We start from the raw sequence: 16045 nt of genomic DNA on the forward strand, positions 1-16045 counted from the left end.
CTTCGAGATTGCAATTGATTATCTAATAACTCACAAAAACAAATACCATGAATTTAATACTCACACTCCTATTGGCAGTAAATCTTGCAGGAGGAAAAGAAGAACTTCAACTAAACCTTAAGCAAGGAGAAACTTACTCCCAACATTACACATCATTCATCACTCTTGAACAAGAAATTAATGGCATGCAACAACTCATCGATATGGATGTGACAGGAGGTATGGATTTCAAAGTAGTTGAGGTAACTGCGGATGGATATGTCATGACCGCTCATTACACTAGTTTGGTGATGGGCATGAATATGGGGCAAGGTGAGATGACTTTTTCATCAGAAGGTGACAAAGAAGATATTTTCTCGAAGGTCATGAAGGGTATGGTTGGTAAAGATTTTGATCTAACCATGCTTAAAAATGGAACAATTTCAGACATTAAGAACATTGATAATATCTTCAATGGCGTATTTGAAGGAATGGGGCTGCCTGAAATGCAGCAACAACAGATTCTTTCTCAACTAAAACAATCCTATGGAGAGGAATCATTTAGAGGGAATATAGAGATGATCACAGCTGTTTTCCCCAACACTCCGGTTAAAGTGGGTGATTCCTGGACCAATATCATTGCGCTTAAATCAGGTATGAACGCTGATATGGAGAATGAATTTACATTTTCTGAGAAATCTGACAATCTGGTAACTATTACCGGAGAATCGACAATCTCTACTGGCGAAAACCCAGAATTCACTATGGCTAATGGCAATGAAACAAGATACCTTCTTAATGGAACTATGCAGTCTACCTATAAGCTGGATACTGAAACCAATTGGATTGTAGAAGGGAAAGTGACTCAGAACATTAAAGGGAAAGTAGAAATCAAGGCTAATCAAAATATGCCGAATGGTCTTACGATGCCAATGACGATGAAAACATTGATGACCATTGGTCAATAAACGTACTAATTTCATACAGAATCCGTTATTGGGAGAGCATCAAGTTAACCGCCTATGAAAACCTTGTACCTCTCCCTTCTTCTATTTGCATCAGCTTGTCATTCCAATGATCCAAGTTTCAAATTGGCTGAAGGTGACTACTCTAATGATTTTGAAGCAATTGAGTATATCCCTTCGACCCAGCAACCTACTCCGAAGAAATCTTCAGCCGAAATCACCCAAAAACTCATCAAGCGAGGTGGAATCAATTTTGAGTCTGAAAATATTACTACCGATTTTGAGAAAATCACCAGACTTCTACCTCAATACAAGGCCTATTTAGAGGCTGAAAACCAATCGAAATCCGATCAATATTCACGTTACGAGCTGACTATCAGAGTACCAGCAGAAAATTATGATAGTCTAATCAACAAAATCAGTTCACTGGCATATAAGCTTGAAAACAAATATTCCAACATAGAAGATGTCACTGAGCGATACTATGATTTACAATCCAGAATAACGAATCAGAAAGCATTAGAACAACGGTATTTGGAATTGCTGAATAAAGCCTCCACCATGCAGGATATTCTGGAGATCGAAAGAAATTTAACGGAGGTGAGAACCACCATTGAGCAGCTTGAGGGCCAGTTTAAATACCTCAGTAAGCAAATTGGTTACAGCACACTTAATGTGAGCTTTTATGAACAGTTGCCATATGTATACAACGAATCCGGTCGCAAAGGTTTCTTTGCCCGAATCGCAAGTGCGCTATCTAGTGGTTGGACAGGTTTCTTATCGTTTCTGGTAGGTTTGGTACGCTTATGGCCATTTTTAATTCTCTTAGTTGCAATTGGCTATATTTTTAGAAGATGGAGAGCTAGAAGAGCATTGCGTAAGCCAGCCGACCAATGATCACTAGTTGATTTACCAAACCATAATGGGGTGATAAATAATGGTAGTTTAGCTTTTCAAACATCTCATCTATGAAACTTCAAATTATTGGCATTTGTGGAAGTGCTACACAAGGCTCATCCAATGAGCTAATATTAAAAACCATCAAAGAAAAATTTTCGGCCATTTTGGAATTGACTATCATTAATGATCTGGAGTCTCTTCCCCATTTCCAGACTGAGCTAACAACTGAGGGCACTCCTGATTCTATTATCTTCTTTAGAAAACAATTAGAAGGGTCAGATGGTATTATCATTTCTTCTCCTGAATATGTTTTCAGTATTCCCAGCCGGCTGAAGAATGCTTTGGAGTGGTGTGTATCCACTACTGTTCTAACAGATAAACCTACGGCGATTATTACAGCATCTGCCAGTGGTGTGAAAGGTCATGAAGAACTACAGCTCATTATGAAAACACTTCAAGCTCACATCACTCCAGAAACCTCGTTATTGATTCAAGGAATTAAAGGAAAGGTATCAGATAGTCAGCTCGATGACGAATTGATCACTCAAATAGAAAAGTTGATTGAAGTATTTTCACCCATGTGTTCTACTTTTTAACTTCAGAAAGATGAAATTAAATACTCCTCAGAGTTTTTCACATGTTTGATCTCCTCTCCGAAATCAAGCGATGCACACTATGTGAGCCTCACCTAGCATTAGGGCCGAGACCAGTCTTGTCAGCTCATCCAGATAGTAAAATAGTTCTCATTGGTCAGGCTCCAGGCACTAAGGTGCATCAATCTGGAATCCCCTGGGATGATGCGAGTGGTAAAAATCTGCGAAAATGGATGAACATTTCTGAGGAAGACTTTTACAATCCTAAAAATATTGCTATCATTCCCATGGGGTTTTGTTATCCTGGTAAAGGAAAATCTGGAGATCTCCCACCAAGACCAGAATGTGCTCCAAAATGGCATGAGTTAGTTTTAGACCAAATAAAAAATGTGAAACTCATGCTATTGGTGGGGCAATACGCTCAGAATTATTATCTCGGCAATCAAGCAAAATCAACACTAACAGAAACTGTCAGGAGCTTTGAAGAGTATCTTCCGAAATACCTTCCACTTCCTCATCCCTCACCTCGAAACAATATCTGGATGAAGAAAAATGGGTGGTTTGAAGATGAAGTTCTGCCTGAATTGAAAGAAAGAATAGCATTACATCTCAATAGTTAAGATTTGGTAGTAGCGCCTTATTCATAATCATAAAAGGCAGTTTATCTTCCTCAGAATTGTAAGCACCTCCAGTAAAAACAGCTAATAAATTCAATGTGGGATAAATCATAAGGTATTGCCCACCGTTTCCAGTTGCAACAACTGAAGGAATATCCTTCTCTCCATCGGTAAAAGGAATATTCCACCATAACAAACCATACTCCATTCCGGTGATTTCCGCTGAAGCTGTTGTTGATAATTCAACCCATTCAGAAGAAACTATTTGCTTACCATTCCACTTCCCCTTATCTAAAACCAATTGACCGATTTTAGCAAAATCTCTTGTAGTCAAATACAGTCTCTTTCCAGCACTAATAACCTCTTTATTTGAAGTGTGTCCCCAGGTATAATTTGTAATTCTCAATGGTTCAAAAAGGTATTTATCCGCAAACATATCTATGGACATTCCAGAAGTTTGCTCAATGATCTCAGCTAAAAGCACAGCGCCCATAGAACAATAAGTGGATATTTCACCAGGATCATTGATCATTGGTAAATCAAGTGTGTACTGAACCCAATCTTTCTTTTTATAAATCTTATCCTCCTGGCCTGCCGATTTTTTATCCCAATCATTACAATCTAAACCAGAGGACATGGTCAGTAAATGCCTGATCGTGATCTCTTCCTTTCTAATATCCAGATTTTTCGTTGGTCGCTGTTCTAAGTACTTGAATATAGAATCATCGATACTGTTAATAAATCCTTTCTCCATGGCAATTCCCAAAAGCATGGATCGAATACTCTTCGTTGCAGATCTTAAATCATGTGGTTGATCAATTGATGCTCCATTGAAGTATTCTTCCAATACAAGTTTTCCATTATTCACCAGAAGCACACTATGTAGCTTATTAGGCCCCTGGTATAGTTGGCCGAACAATTGATTCAAAATAGTGGTATCCTTCAGCAATAAACGAATATTATTTGATTCCCATCCATCGTTCAATGTTTCTGGTTGTTCATAATGATACGACTGAGCAAAAACACCTAGCCCAATGAAATTGAAGAGTATAATAAGGAACGGTTTCATAGAAGTTGAGTTAGATATAACACGTGGATGAGCACCGAAGGTTTTGGACACTACTAACACAACTAATCACCTATTTTATCTCGCTCTGCTCAAACCCTTTCGCTTAGCTCCAACCAGCGCATTTCTTTCTCCTCAAGCTGTTCTTTCACGGCTTCCAAATCCTGAGCAAGCTTTTGCAACTCTTCGAAATCAGTAATGGTATTCATTTTTTCACCGATTTCCTCTTTACGAAGCTCTAGTTTCTCCATCTCAGACTCTAATCCGTCAAATTCGCGCTGCTCATTGTAAGAGAGTTTTTTCTTGTCGCTTTTAACAGGTTCTTCAACCTTAGTTGCAGGTGATTTCTTTGAGTCTTGCAGCTTTTCTTTGCTTGTCTTCAGTCCGCCTTCAGCTCGCAAATCAGTGTAGTTACCAGGGAAATCACGAACCTTACCGTCTCCTTCAAATACAAACAAGTGATCAGTCAAACGATCCATGAAATACCTATCGTGAGAAACTACCATTAAACAACCTTCAAACGTCTCCAGGTAATCTTCCAGCACGTTCAAGGTCATCAAATCCAAATCGTTGGTAGGCTCATCTAGAATGAGGAAATTTGGATTATTCATCAGCACTCGTAGTAGTTGAAGCCTTCTTCGCTCACCTCCACTCAGTTTTCCGACTACATTGAACTGCATCTTTGGTGGAAATAAGAATTGATTCAACAATTGAGAAGCCGTAATCTGAGAACCATCTGCTAATTGTATTACCTCAGCCACCTCTTTCACTACATCGATCACGCGGGCATTCGGATCAAACTTCAACTCTTCCTGGGTGTAATAACCAAACTTCGTTGTTTGACCTACCTCTCTCCTTCCTGAGTCAGCTTCGATCTCACCAATAAGAATATTTAAGAAGGTAGACTTCCCTACTCCGTTTGGCCCAACAATACCAACACGCTCTTTCCTTTGGAAGGTATGATTGAAATGGTCCAGAATCTTCAGATCTCCAAATCGCTTAGAAACCTGCTCTAGCTCCATGATTTTCTTTCCTTGTCGTTCTCCTTTCAGGTTAACTTCAAGTTCCTGTCTATTTACTCCTTTGGAAGCTTTCTCTTTGGTCTCATAGAATGCATCAACACGATATTTCGCTTTGGTGCCACGTGCCTTTGGCTGTCTACGCATCCATTCCAGCTCTTTGCGAAGTAAGTTTTTGGCCTTATCAACCGATGAGGCCTCCATCTCTTCTCGCTCTGCCTTCTTCTCTAAAAAATGGGCATAGTTGCCTTTGTATTTAAATATCTGTCCTTGATCGATCTCAAGAATCTCATTCGTCACTTTATCCAAAAAGTATCGATCGTGAGTTACCATCAATAGGGTCAGGTTGGCTGTAGCCAGATAGTTTTCTAACCACTCAATAACCTCTAAATCCAAATGGTTAGTAGGCTCATCCAGAATTAAAAAATCAGGATTGATAATCAATGCTCTGGCAAGTGCTACACGTTTGCGCTGACCCCCGGAAAGCTCACCCATTTTCTGATCCAGGTTATGCAAACCCAGCTCACCCAGAATCTGCTTTACCTTACTCTCATAATCCCACGCATTGAGCTGATCCATGCGTTCAATAAGCGGTGTGATATCCGGTGCGTTTTCAGGATCTATTGTTGCCTTGTGCAAGGCAATCTCATAATCCCGAACCACATTCAGCTCTTCGATATCTTCGGCAAACACTGCCTGAACAATGTTATCCTCACTATCAAAATCTGGATTTTGGGGAACCATAGCTACCCTAACGCCTTTACGGAAAGACACTTCTCCTTTATCTGGCGGTTCCAAACCAGCTATGATTTTCATCATAGTGGACTTACCACATCCATTCACCCCAACCAAAGCAGCTTTTTGCCCTTGATCCAACCCGAATGTCAACCCTTCAAACAACTGCCTGGAGTCGTAACTCTTTGCCAGATTCTCTACCGATAAGTGATTCATGGCGCAAATGTACAGACTATGAATGGTAAGAAACCAAACTACATCGACTCTTGTACTCTAGCGCCTTCAGGCTTGTCAAAAAAGTCTTCAGGTAACCCTTTTTTGAAAGAAATTTCTGAAACATCTATGTGTGTGATATGCTCACCAGTAGAGTCATTGGTCCACCAGTAGGTTTCATAACCTGTTGGTAATTGAATGCCATCAATAGTTGAGAGTGAATTGATTTTCATGATTTTCTCTGGTGAATGTCCCCCATCAGGAAAGAAGCCTGGATAAGAAACAATATATCTCAATGCGCCCATCAGCTTGGTTTGCTGATCGATGTAAATCACATAGAAATCATCCGGCGCATCACCCAAACCTCCAGAATAAGTTACTTTGACCAAATCATAAGTTTTGCTGTCCAAAGTATCTGAAGGAAGTATTTCATAATTAATTCCTTCATCAGCCAAAACGAATGGAAGCCCAACAAAATAAAACGGAGTATTGGACCAAAAACGAACATTGACCGGAACCTCAGCTGTATCCGGATACACCCAGGCTTCCGAACCATCCCATCCAAAGCTCACTGACCGATTGGACGCCAACTCATGCACAGATTGCACAGACCATTGATTGATTGTCTGAAAGGAATTTCTTCGAACTTTACCGTCCAATGGCTGATAGTCAAAGTGAAAACTCAATGCACCATTTCCAAACCATTTATTCAAACCTCCATGAGCTTTTATCGATTCCCAGATTAATTGACCTCCCGGAGTGAGAGAAGTGCGCTCTTTAGCTTGATTAACACGCTGGTCGACCCATCTCGCAGGGACCAGGTTATAAGACTCTTCAGTCTCCTTTTGATTATTAGAAGAACAGGAAACTAAAACGATGGATAGTATTGTCAATAAGAAATATTTCATTTCGCGAATTAACATCTTCCCCGCTCCAATTCGTATGTTACCGATTACAAATATTGTTTTAGGTCGTGGGTAAGACCATTGCTATATTCGAGGGAAACTTATTGAAACCTAAATCAAAAACATGCGCCTTTTTGGACTTTTGGCCCTTGTTATGGCCTCCTTTTCTGTTTCTTTCTCACAGGAAATCACCTATACATTAGACATATCCAATATACATCACCACGAACTGGGGGTAACTATTCAATTCACTGATGTGAAATCGGAAAAACTGGAAGTTCGAATGCCGAATTTCTCTCCTGGAAGATATGCTCTACACAACTTCGCTAAGAATATCTATGAGGAATCTGCTCGAGATGCATCTGGAAAAGAACTTCCACTAAAAAGATTGACACCTTACGCATGGGAAGCCCCAGTTGTAGATGGAAAAGTCACTTTCCAATACACAATCTACGGAAACCATGCTGATGGCACCTATATGGGTGTGGATGCTCGCAAGTTGCATATGAATATGCCAGCAACCTTTGCACGAGGTATAGGCCTGGAAGATCGTAAAGTAAACCTAGTGATACCAGATCTACCAGCTGATTGGTCAGTGGCATCCCAACTTGTGAAGGAAAATAAAACCACCTACTCAGCACCTAACTATTATTACTTCTATGACAGTCCAACCATCGTTGGTAACATCGACTGGATAGAATGGAAAGTTGGTGAGCAGACCATCCAGATAGCTATGATGCATGAAGGAACCACAGAAGAACTGGACAACTATACCGAGTGGGTTAAAAAAGTAGTAGAAGAACAAAGATCCATTTACGGTGAATTACCAACCTTCGATTACGGAAGATATACCTTCTTAATTGGCTATAACCCATGGGTAGATGGTGATGGTATGGAACACAGAAATTCTACGGTGTGTACCAGTACAGGTTCTTTAGCCAAAAATGCTTCAGGTTTAATTGGAACCGTATCACATGAGTTTTTCCACTCCTGGAACATCGAGCGTATCAGACCTAAATCCTTGGAGCCGTTTGACTTTGATCATGCGAACCTTTCAGAAGCATTGTGGTTTGGTGAAGGTTTTACATCCTATTTTGATGATCTATCATTGACAAGAGCTGGTATTTATGAGCCTGAGCAATATGTAAAGAGCTTAATCGGAGGATTAAACTATGTATTGAACAGTCCTTCAAGGGAATTTAGAAGCCCAGTAAAAGACAGTTACAACGCTACATTTGTAGATGCTGGAACAGCAAACGATGAAACGAACTATTATAACAACTTCGTCAGCTACTATAGCTATGGATCAGTAATTGGATTAGGTCTTGACTTAACTCTCAGAACTGAATTCAACAAAACTCTAGATGAATACATGCGCATGGTTTGGCAACAATATGGTAAGCCTGAGATTCCTTACACGTTATCTGATTTACAAAAGGTATTGGCGCAATTAACCAATAAAGAATTTGCCACTAAGTTCTTCAACGAACAAATCTATGACAGCAAACTCCCTGATTTTGAAGCATTGTTCGATGAATTTGGAATCAAGGTTTCTTTACAAAATCCGAATTCAGCTTACTTTGGCAACCCTAAATTAGATGACAACCAGAGAGTACAAAGTGTAGTCATGAGAGGTACCGCACTATATGAAGCCGGAGTAGAAAAAGGTGATCAACTACTGACTGTAAACGAAAAATCTATTGAATCAACATCCGACCTTAACAAAGTGATCAATTCATTAGAAATTGGAAAAACGTATACTATCACCTACGAGCAAATGGGATTGAACAAAACTGGTGAATTCATCACCAAACAAGATCCTCGAATAACCCTTTCGTACATTTCTGATGATAAACTGAATAAGAAAATTGTCAAGAGAAGAAATGATTGGTTAGAAATAGACTAAAAAAAGAAGACGCGACCTCCGAGCGGAAGCCGCGTCTATCTATCACCGCCTAACCTAAAAAGTTACCTTTTTATACAATGAAAACAACTTCTATAAATGACTTAGTTCCGCATTGTATAAATATTTTCAAATTCTTTATTTTCCATTTTTGAAGGTGTATTGTATTAACTACATCATTTAAAAGATGTTGCTCTATTTGAGCTAAAATGTAGCCCAGATTACATTTTTTGACATTTCTTAACATTTCAACATCTGAACATCCTCTCCCTTCGTTTGTTCTATCCAAATAAGCGCTATGAAAATGACACTATATACAATTACTCTTGCGATACTAGTTAGTTGTAGTACCCCAACTCAACAGGAAAAAACAGAACAAAATATCTCCGAAACTTCTCAAGTTCCTTTTGAAAAGCTTGACACTGCTACGTTTGCAGGAGGCTGTTTCTGGTGCGTAGAAGCGTCCTTTGAGCAGATCAAAGGTGTAGAAGAAGCAGTTTCTGGCTATGCAGGTGGTAAAAAATCAACTGCAGATTATAAAATGGTAAGCTCGGGAAGAACAGAACATACTGAAACGGTTCAGATTTACTATGATCCAGAAGTAATCAGCTACGAAACTCTCTTAGACATCTTTTTTACTGCACATGACCCTACTCAACTAAATCGTCAGGGACCAGATGTGGGGACACAATATAGAAGTGCTATTTTCTATCACAGCGAAGAACAATTGAGCTTAGCCAAAGCTAAAATCGAAGAACTTAAAGATATCTACCCAAAGCCAATTGTGACTCAGCTCAATGCTTATACAGCTTTTTATCCCGCTGAAGACTATCATCAGGACTATGAGGAGAAACATCCATACGATCGATACATTATGAATGTCTCTCGTCCTAAAATTGATCGGGTAAAGAAAAAGTTTGCGGATATTCTTAAAGAAGAAGAATAATTAAGCCAAGAAAGTCAATCCTACCGGTTGGTACAACAACCAGCCGGTCAAACTATAACGATCTTTATTCGTCATCATCACTTCATGCTCCACCTTGTCACTTCGCATGATTACGCATCTTTTGGCAATTGGAGCAATAGTGTGCTCTTCTTCATTGAGAAATACTTTTAATTCTCCACCATCACCTTCTGTCCAGTTCTTATTGAGATACAGAATGACAGATATCAAGCGATTGCTTCGTGAATTGAATTGATCCAAATGTCGTTTATAAAAAGTGCCCTGTGGGTAATGTGCCATATGAAACTCTGAACCAGATAAACTCAAGTAGCAATAGCGGTTTAAAACTCCAATAGTTTCATCAACACGTTCAAAAAAATTCGCTAGGTCAACATCTCTGGATCTGTCCAGCCACTTGATCTTATCACCACGAATTTCCCTTTTCAGTTGAAAATCCTGACCTGCACCAATCCCCGCGGGCTTAAAATCCTCCTCCTCTAAACTATCCCTAAAAGATCTTAGAAAAACCTCCAGCTCCTGATCTTCGATAAAATCATCAATGACCAGGTAATTATCTTCTGACAGTCTATCAACCCAGTCGATCCACGTGTCTTCACTAAATGTTCTCAATCAGTTTCAAAAAACGACTCGCGAATGTACGCTGAAATGTTAAGATTTGTTGCGTTAGGATTAAACTGACAATCTTGGTTAAATTACCGATGAACAAGAAGCAGAGACAATGAACAAACGATCTTTTATTCAAAAAGCATTATTATCACTTGGCGCAGTAACTATGGCATCTTCAATACAAGCAAAACCTAAGAAACAAATAAGTGGCAGATTCATCCATATGGTATTCTTCTGGCTTAAACCTGAAGCAGATGCAGATGAATTCATTACGAGCACTGAATCATTCTTGAAGCAAGTAAAAGAAATCAATAGCTATCACCTTGGTAAGCCAGCCGGGACTCCACGAGAGATTGTAGACAATTCCTATTCAGTAAGTCTTGTAGTCACATTTGATTCTAAAGAAGATCAAGACATTTACCAAAAACATGAAGCTCACCTCAAGTATATAGAGGACAACAACATGAAATGGACAACAGTGAAAATTTTTGATTCCTGGGGAGCGCTTTAAGAGCGTTCCTTTACGATAGAGAACAATAGATGAATATTTCCGTCAACCAATTTAAAGGAAATAGTTGGCTCTTCGGATGTGTGATTACGTAACTCTCTGACGATTTCACCCCTTATCGCCTCAGACAAGTCATCACATTCGATTACTAACGCAGCCCTTACATCCTGATCGATTACTGACATTTTGATCTTATGATGCTTACTGGATTTAATCAAGCCATTTGCAACCAAAGTTAGTGTCAATGCGATGATAGAGGAACCTAAAGTTTGTGGTGTGGTTACCTGAGGATTAAAATCCAATTCAGGTAACAAAACTCCTCCGCTCTCTTTGGTCACATGGCGAGCAAGCTCTCGTCCAGCTTCAGCAATTTCCGATAGTAGCACCGTGGTGGAAGGCATAAATACGTGCTCCAGCGCATCAACTGCATCCATCGCATCTTCTGAACTTACTTCAATATCATATAAACTGTTCTCACATCGCTCTACTGCCAACTTAGCATCACTCAGCTTTTTTCTCAACTCATCCTTAGATGGGAATTTACCATAAAGGGTTTGCTCCATGAATCTCATAAAAGTTGACAACTCACGCAGAGCCACCATACTGTTAGAAATTTGTGGTTTTATGGGCTCAATAGTTTGTTTCACCTCCTCCAATGCTGGAAAAGCTGCTTTACCAATCAGCTGAGATTGATCCTTTTTCCTGGACTTATTGAGTTGAGCTAATCGATCATTGACCAATTCAGCTAATCTTCCCAAATTGTCTTTTTCCTCATCAGAGAAAGAATGCGGCTCTGTATCCAGCACACATAAGGATCCAATTACTTGATTATTAGATTTGATTGGCATGCCTAAATAGGCTCTAATTCCGTGTTCATCCACAATATCTTGTGGGATCCCTGTCATCCCTTTAGCGTCTACCAGTTCTAAAGGATTTTCTGTATCCACCACAAATTGACAAAAAGAAACATCGCGAGTGGTTCTCCGAGCTCTTGTTAGTTCTTCAGAAAGACCATAATGTGCTTTAAAAAACTGGACTTGCTCCATAACCACCGTTACCAGTGCAATTGGAGACTTAAGGTCACGCGCAGCGTCCTTAACGATTTTCATCAGTTGCTCATCTTCAGCTTCTGCCAAAAGCTCTCGAGTAAATGGCAAATCGTTTGTTGAATACTTTGCCTGCAATGTGCTTTCCATGTGATGCGATTTGAGATTAAAAAATGCTCAAAGCTGGATTGTAAAGATAAGAGCAAGATTCAGGAAGTCAATAAGATTTAAATTTTATCGACCACAGATATCCTTATATGGACAGTAGCCGCACTTCTTCAAATCCTCAGTTTGCACAAATGGTTTCGCTGGATCATACATTTCTGTCAACAGATTAGTCAACCCTTCTTCGAATTCAGGCAAATATTGTCTAAACTCCCCTACACTGGTCTTATTCTGCTTGTCATAGATTCTCCATTCAAAATCCTCACTAAACAGATCTCTTGAATTGAATAATCCAGGCTCAATCACGTCATAATCACCCTGGTACTTTTTATAGAACAGGTAACTATAGAAAAACACCTGAAAAGCCGCTTTGCGTCTACTTTTCTCCTTACGATCGACTAACGATGCAATCGTAGTAAAGTCTTTTTCATCACGACCGGTCTTGTAGTCGATTACCCGTACTTTACCCTGTTTTTGATCAATACGATCAATTATCCCTCGAATTTTGACACGCTGTTCCTTGCCAGATACCTGAATTGGGAAATCCATCGCATAGCCTTCTTTGGTACTAGCCTCCAGACCTAAGATTCTAAATGGAGCATATTTTTCGTCATAATCGAGGATTTTGATAATAAACTTCTTCAGTACATCTGAAGCAATCAAAGTCCGACCTTCCAACTTAAACTTCTTCTGCTTTTTGATCTTGTAGTGCTTTTTGAAAGCTTCATTCATGGCCCCTTCTATTCCAGCTTTAATCCATGTAAAATCCTCTGGATATATTTCCGGACGCTTGTTTCGCTTGGTAGTATCCTTGTAAAGCAGCTCCATGGTATCGTGCAAAATGTTACCGAACACCATTGCATCCATTTCTTCCTGTACCTCGTCCGGCTCATACAAGCGCTCCACATACTTAAAGTAGAATCGCAACGAACAATCGAGGTATGCATTCATTGCTGATGGTGTGAATGAACCTGGATGAAGTCCATTCTTAGATTGAAAACCATCCAGATAACGCTCCATCTTGGATTGGACCAAAGAAGACTTTTCAATCACTATTGGTAAAGGTGCCGTCGTTTTGATAGGACTTGCCAGGATCTTCTTTTTGATAGTATATCCTGACTCTACTTCTAGTTGTTGAACCAATCGGCTGAGCTCTCCATTCACATTAAACTCTGCTACCGTATTGTAGAAGAAATGAATGTTCTTAGCTCGCTGAAGCAATCGATAAAACAAATACGAATAGATCGCATCCTGATGATCAAATACAGGCATGCTAAACGCTTTGCGAATATTGAAAGGTATAAACGAACCTCGACGAGCAGCTGCAGGCCAGCTATCCTCATTCATACTTAAGATGAAAACATTCTCAAAATCAAGATTTCTTGTTTCCAAAATACCCATGATCTGCAAGCCATTCAATGGTTCTCCTGTAAATGGAATTTTGAGCGTTCTTGCCAACCTTCGGAACAGTTTAATCAGAAAATCATAAGTAAGATCTTCTGCCCGCTCACCCATCATTTCTTTCAGATGAGCCACGTGTTCGTAAAATCGACTGATAAACTCCAGCTCCAGGTCATGTCCCTTATCCTTCCAGGTGTCATACAAACATTTCAGAATACTGAGCATGTATTCGAAAGCCGAATCCGGTTTCTGGAATATGATTCCAAAAACATCATGAGTTAACTCTATCTCATCCAGATAGATGGTAATCAGATTTCTGCTTTTGATTTCTTTGATCAATTCCTTGATCGGTTCTTCATCCAGTGCAAATAACAACGGATGCTCTAACAACTCCACCAATGGCTTATAGTAGAAAGAAGGACCATTAACCTGACTGTCTTTACGCATGTGTTGCAACAACAACACACTTTCCAGCAAACTATACACTGGGGTTTCCTTAAGCGGATACCCCATCGTGATGTTTACCTTATCCACTGGATCTGGAATGGCGTGAAGTGCTGGAAATAACATATGCTCCATGGGTAATACGACCACCGTTTTCTCAGGATCATATTCCCCTTTCTCCACCAAATGCGTTAGGTGCTCAGCCAGCGCTTTGGTTTGACCAACTTCTAACGAAACGCCAGTAGCTTCAAAATTTTTCTCCTGATGAAAACGCTTAGGAGGTTCTTCCGGGAATGTTTTACTCAGAATGGTGTCTTTGCCATATTCACGAAGGAAGAAGCCTGCTTCCTGCTTTGGGTTGTTGTAATAGTAATCATCCAGATCCCAAATCATCTCTGCATTGTATTCATGCACAAAATGCTTGATGATTTTCTCTTCTGCATAAGTCAAGGCATTGAAACCAGCAAAGTAAATCTTTGTTCCTTCAGCCGGAATAGCTTCAGATAAGTGATCAGAAACCTCTCGGTAGATCAAGCCACCATACGCCACTCCTTGAGACAAAAGCTTCTCTCTAAAATCTGCATAAATCGGTCGCAAGATTTTCCATGTTTCTAAAAATGCCTCTTGACTTGCAGTGGCTTTTGGTAAAAAGCTTGCCCAGAATGATTGAATAACTTTCTTATCTTCTTCATCCAGGAAATAGAACTCCTCATCCAGTTCTTTTTGTGTCTTGATACTGGTAAAAAGCTTTTCCGTATCTACAAGATATTGGTCGATCTCTTCAAAATCTCGAAGGATCATTTCGCCCCAAAAGAAGAACTGATCAAACGTTTCTTCTCGCTTCTGATGCTCCTTATACACCTCGAACAGAGAGAAGATTGCTTCGATCTTCTCTACCTTCACCAAAGAACTGAAGGATCTCACAAAGTCCTCCATACTGATGACTTCCGGCATCCATATTGGTTTATCGATCAGTTTTGATAGCTCCTTTCTGAAGAATAAACCTGCTCTGCGGTTCGGGAAAATGATTTGAACCTGATGTAGATTTTGCTGATTGTCACGAAGTACTCGCTCAGCCACCTCAGCTATGAATGATTGATTACAATGTTTACTATTATCGCTCATTAGTTCTAAATCAAATGCTCGTTAAAAGCATTACGCAAACTCTGTCATTGACTTTTGATCTATACAAAAAGATAGATCTCTCCTTTTTGTCATTTCGACGAGTATTCCGTAAGGCTGCTAAGGAGAAATCTATCTCTATTTGAAAAGCTTACCCCCTATAAAAAGATCCCACTTTCAACGTGATGATAATCTCTTTAATTTTGATAATCTTCATCGTTTTTGTCTATTCGACATTCAATCAATTAATGCTACTTAAAAGAAACAGGTTTATCTATTTAAAGCACTTATTCCTAACAAAAAGATCTCTCCTTCGTCTAGTGGACAATCTTCTTAATATTGATAATCTTTATCCTTTTGTCATTTCGACAGGCATGCCTTCAGGCTGCTAAGGAGAAATCTATCTTATCAATTAACCCAAATCAGCATAATTAAGAAAATCCCAATTAGGGTTAAACTCATTAATCAACTGTTCTTTTTTATCTCTTCTCCATTTTTTCAACTCTTTTTCTCGATCAATTGCATGATCGATATACTGAAATCGCTCCCAATAGATTAGATTATAACAATAGTATTTCGCAGCAAAATGATTGGTATCACCACGGCTTTCAAAATGTTGTTGCATTCGAGTCTCCAAATCATTTGTAACACCGATATAAAGAACCGTTTTCTTTGGATTAGTAGTGATGTATACAAAGTAATTATGGTTCTTCATTCTAATTAATCTTTCTTCAAGGTAGATCTCTCCTGCGTCGAGATGACAATTTCATTAACATTAATAATCTTCTCCTTTAGATCATTTCGACACGCATTCATTAAACCTGCTTAGAAGAAATCTATCTCTATTCAAAAAAACTTATTCCCAATAAATAGATCTCTCCTTCGTCGAGATGA

14 protein-coding genes are annotated in these 16045 nt (G+C 39.4%); 7 read left to right on the plus strand and 7 right to left on the minus strand.

From position 1 onward, the window contains the following. The first annotated feature begins 47 nt into the window (after window positions 1-47). The 4 genes from NXS00_RS05270 (at window position 48) to NXS00_RS05285 (ending at window position 3057) form a co-directional block, all read left to right on the plus strand. Complete coding sequence (locus tag NXS00_RS05270) at window positions 48-947, plus strand: DUF6263 family protein (RefSeq protein WP_258098070.1); 900 nt, start codon at window positions 48-50, stop codon at window positions 945-947. 54 nt (window positions 948-1001) lie between these two features. Beyond that, on the plus strand, window positions 1002-1841 hold the full coding sequence (locus tag NXS00_RS05275) for a DUF4349 domain-containing protein (RefSeq protein WP_258098071.1): 840 nt from the start codon (window positions 1002-1004) through the stop codon (window positions 1839-1841). Between the two features lie 71 nt (window positions 1842-1912). After that, window positions 1913-2440 carry an NADPH-dependent FMN reductase gene (locus tag NXS00_RS05280; RefSeq protein ID WP_258098072.1) on the plus strand — a complete coding sequence of 176 codons (528 nt, stop codon included), beginning with the start codon at window positions 1913-1915 and terminating at the stop codon, window positions 2438-2440. A 41-nt stretch (window positions 2441-2481) separates the two neighbouring features. Then, window positions 2482-3057 (plus strand): uracil-DNA glycosylase family protein, encoded by a 576-nt coding sequence (locus NXS00_RS05285; RefSeq protein WP_258098073.1) that lies wholly within the window; start codon window positions 2482-2484, stop codon window positions 3055-3057. Here the strand turns inward: NXS00_RS05285 and NXS00_RS05290 are convergent. The 3 genes from NXS00_RS05290 to NXS00_RS05300 all read right to left on the minus strand — a co-directional run bounded on the left by NXS00_RS05290 (window position 3047) and on the right by NXS00_RS05300 (window position 6995). Continuing rightward, a complete protein-coding gene (locus tag NXS00_RS05290; protein ID WP_258098074.1) occupies window positions 3047-4123 on the minus strand; it encodes a serine hydrolase domain-containing protein in 1077 nt (358 codons plus the stop codon). The genes NXS00_RS05285 and NXS00_RS05290 overlap by 11 nt on opposite strands. An 89-nt stretch (window positions 4124-4212) precedes the next feature. Further along, window positions 4213-6090, minus strand: a complete 1878-nt coding sequence (locus NXS00_RS05295) for an ABC-F family ATP-binding cassette domain-containing protein (RefSeq protein WP_258098075.1) — start codon at window positions 6088-6090, stop codon at window positions 4213-4215. 38 nt (window positions 6091-6128) lie between these two features. Continuing rightward, window positions 6129-6995, minus strand: a complete 867-nt coding sequence (locus tag NXS00_RS05300; protein WP_258098076.1) for a LolA-like protein — start codon at window positions 6993-6995, stop codon at window positions 6129-6131. Between the two features lie 121 nt (window positions 6996-7116). On the opposite strand from NXS00_RS05300, the gene NXS00_RS05305 reads away from it, so the two are divergent. Continuing rightward, window positions 7117-8898: a M61 family metallopeptidase gene (locus NXS00_RS05305; RefSeq protein ID WP_258098077.1), complete on the plus strand. Its 1782-nt coding sequence runs from the start codon at window positions 7117-7119 to the stop codon at window positions 8896-8898. A 295-nt stretch (window positions 8899-9193) separates the two neighbouring features. Beyond that, complete coding sequence (gene msrA / locus NXS00_RS05310) at window positions 9194-9841, plus strand: peptide-methionine (S)-S-oxide reductase MsrA (RefSeq protein ID WP_258098078.1); 648 nt, start codon at window positions 9194-9196, stop codon at window positions 9839-9841. Here the strand turns inward: msrA and NXS00_RS05315 are convergent, their stop codons facing one another. Beyond that, window positions 9842-10468: a 2OG-Fe(II) oxygenase gene (locus tag NXS00_RS05315; RefSeq protein WP_258098079.1), complete on the minus strand. Its 627-nt coding sequence runs from the start codon at window positions 10466-10468 to the stop codon at window positions 9842-9844. A 109-nt stretch (window positions 10469-10577) separates the two neighbouring features. Between NXS00_RS05315 and NXS00_RS05320 the strand changes: the two genes are divergently transcribed. Beyond that, on the plus strand, window positions 10578-10976 hold the full coding sequence (locus NXS00_RS05320) for a Dabb family protein (RefSeq protein ID WP_258098080.1): 399 nt from the start codon (window positions 10578-10580) through the stop codon (window positions 10974-10976). Here NXS00_RS05320 and NXS00_RS05325 read toward each other — a convergent pair. The 3 genes from NXS00_RS05325 to NXS00_RS05335 all read right to left on the minus strand — a co-directional run bounded on the left by NXS00_RS05325 (window position 10973) and on the right by NXS00_RS05335 (window position 15866). Beyond that, window positions 10973-12169, minus strand: a complete 1197-nt coding sequence (locus NXS00_RS05325; RefSeq protein ID WP_258098081.1) for a GAF domain-containing protein — start codon at window positions 12167-12169, stop codon at window positions 10973-10975. The genes NXS00_RS05320 and NXS00_RS05325 overlap by 4 nt on opposite strands. Before the next feature lie 84 nt (window positions 12170-12253). Beyond that, the gene (locus NXS00_RS05330; RefSeq protein ID WP_258098082.1) at window positions 12254-15154 is read right to left on the minus strand and encodes a PD-(D/E)XK nuclease family protein; all 2901 of its coding nucleotides are present in this window, start codon (window positions 15152-15154) and stop codon (window positions 12254-12256) included. Window positions 15155-15563: 409 nt separating this feature from the next. Further along, on the minus strand, window positions 15564-15866 hold the full coding sequence (locus tag NXS00_RS05335) for a GIY-YIG nuclease family protein (RefSeq protein WP_258098083.1): 303 nt from the start codon (window positions 15864-15866) through the stop codon (window positions 15564-15566). Window positions 15867-16045 lie beyond the last annotated feature (179 nt).

It is taken from the genome of Marinoscillum pacificum, assembly GCF_024714495.1.
GTDB lineage: Bacteria > Bacteroidota > Bacteroidia > Cytophagales > Cyclobacteriaceae > Marinoscillum > Marinoscillum pacificum.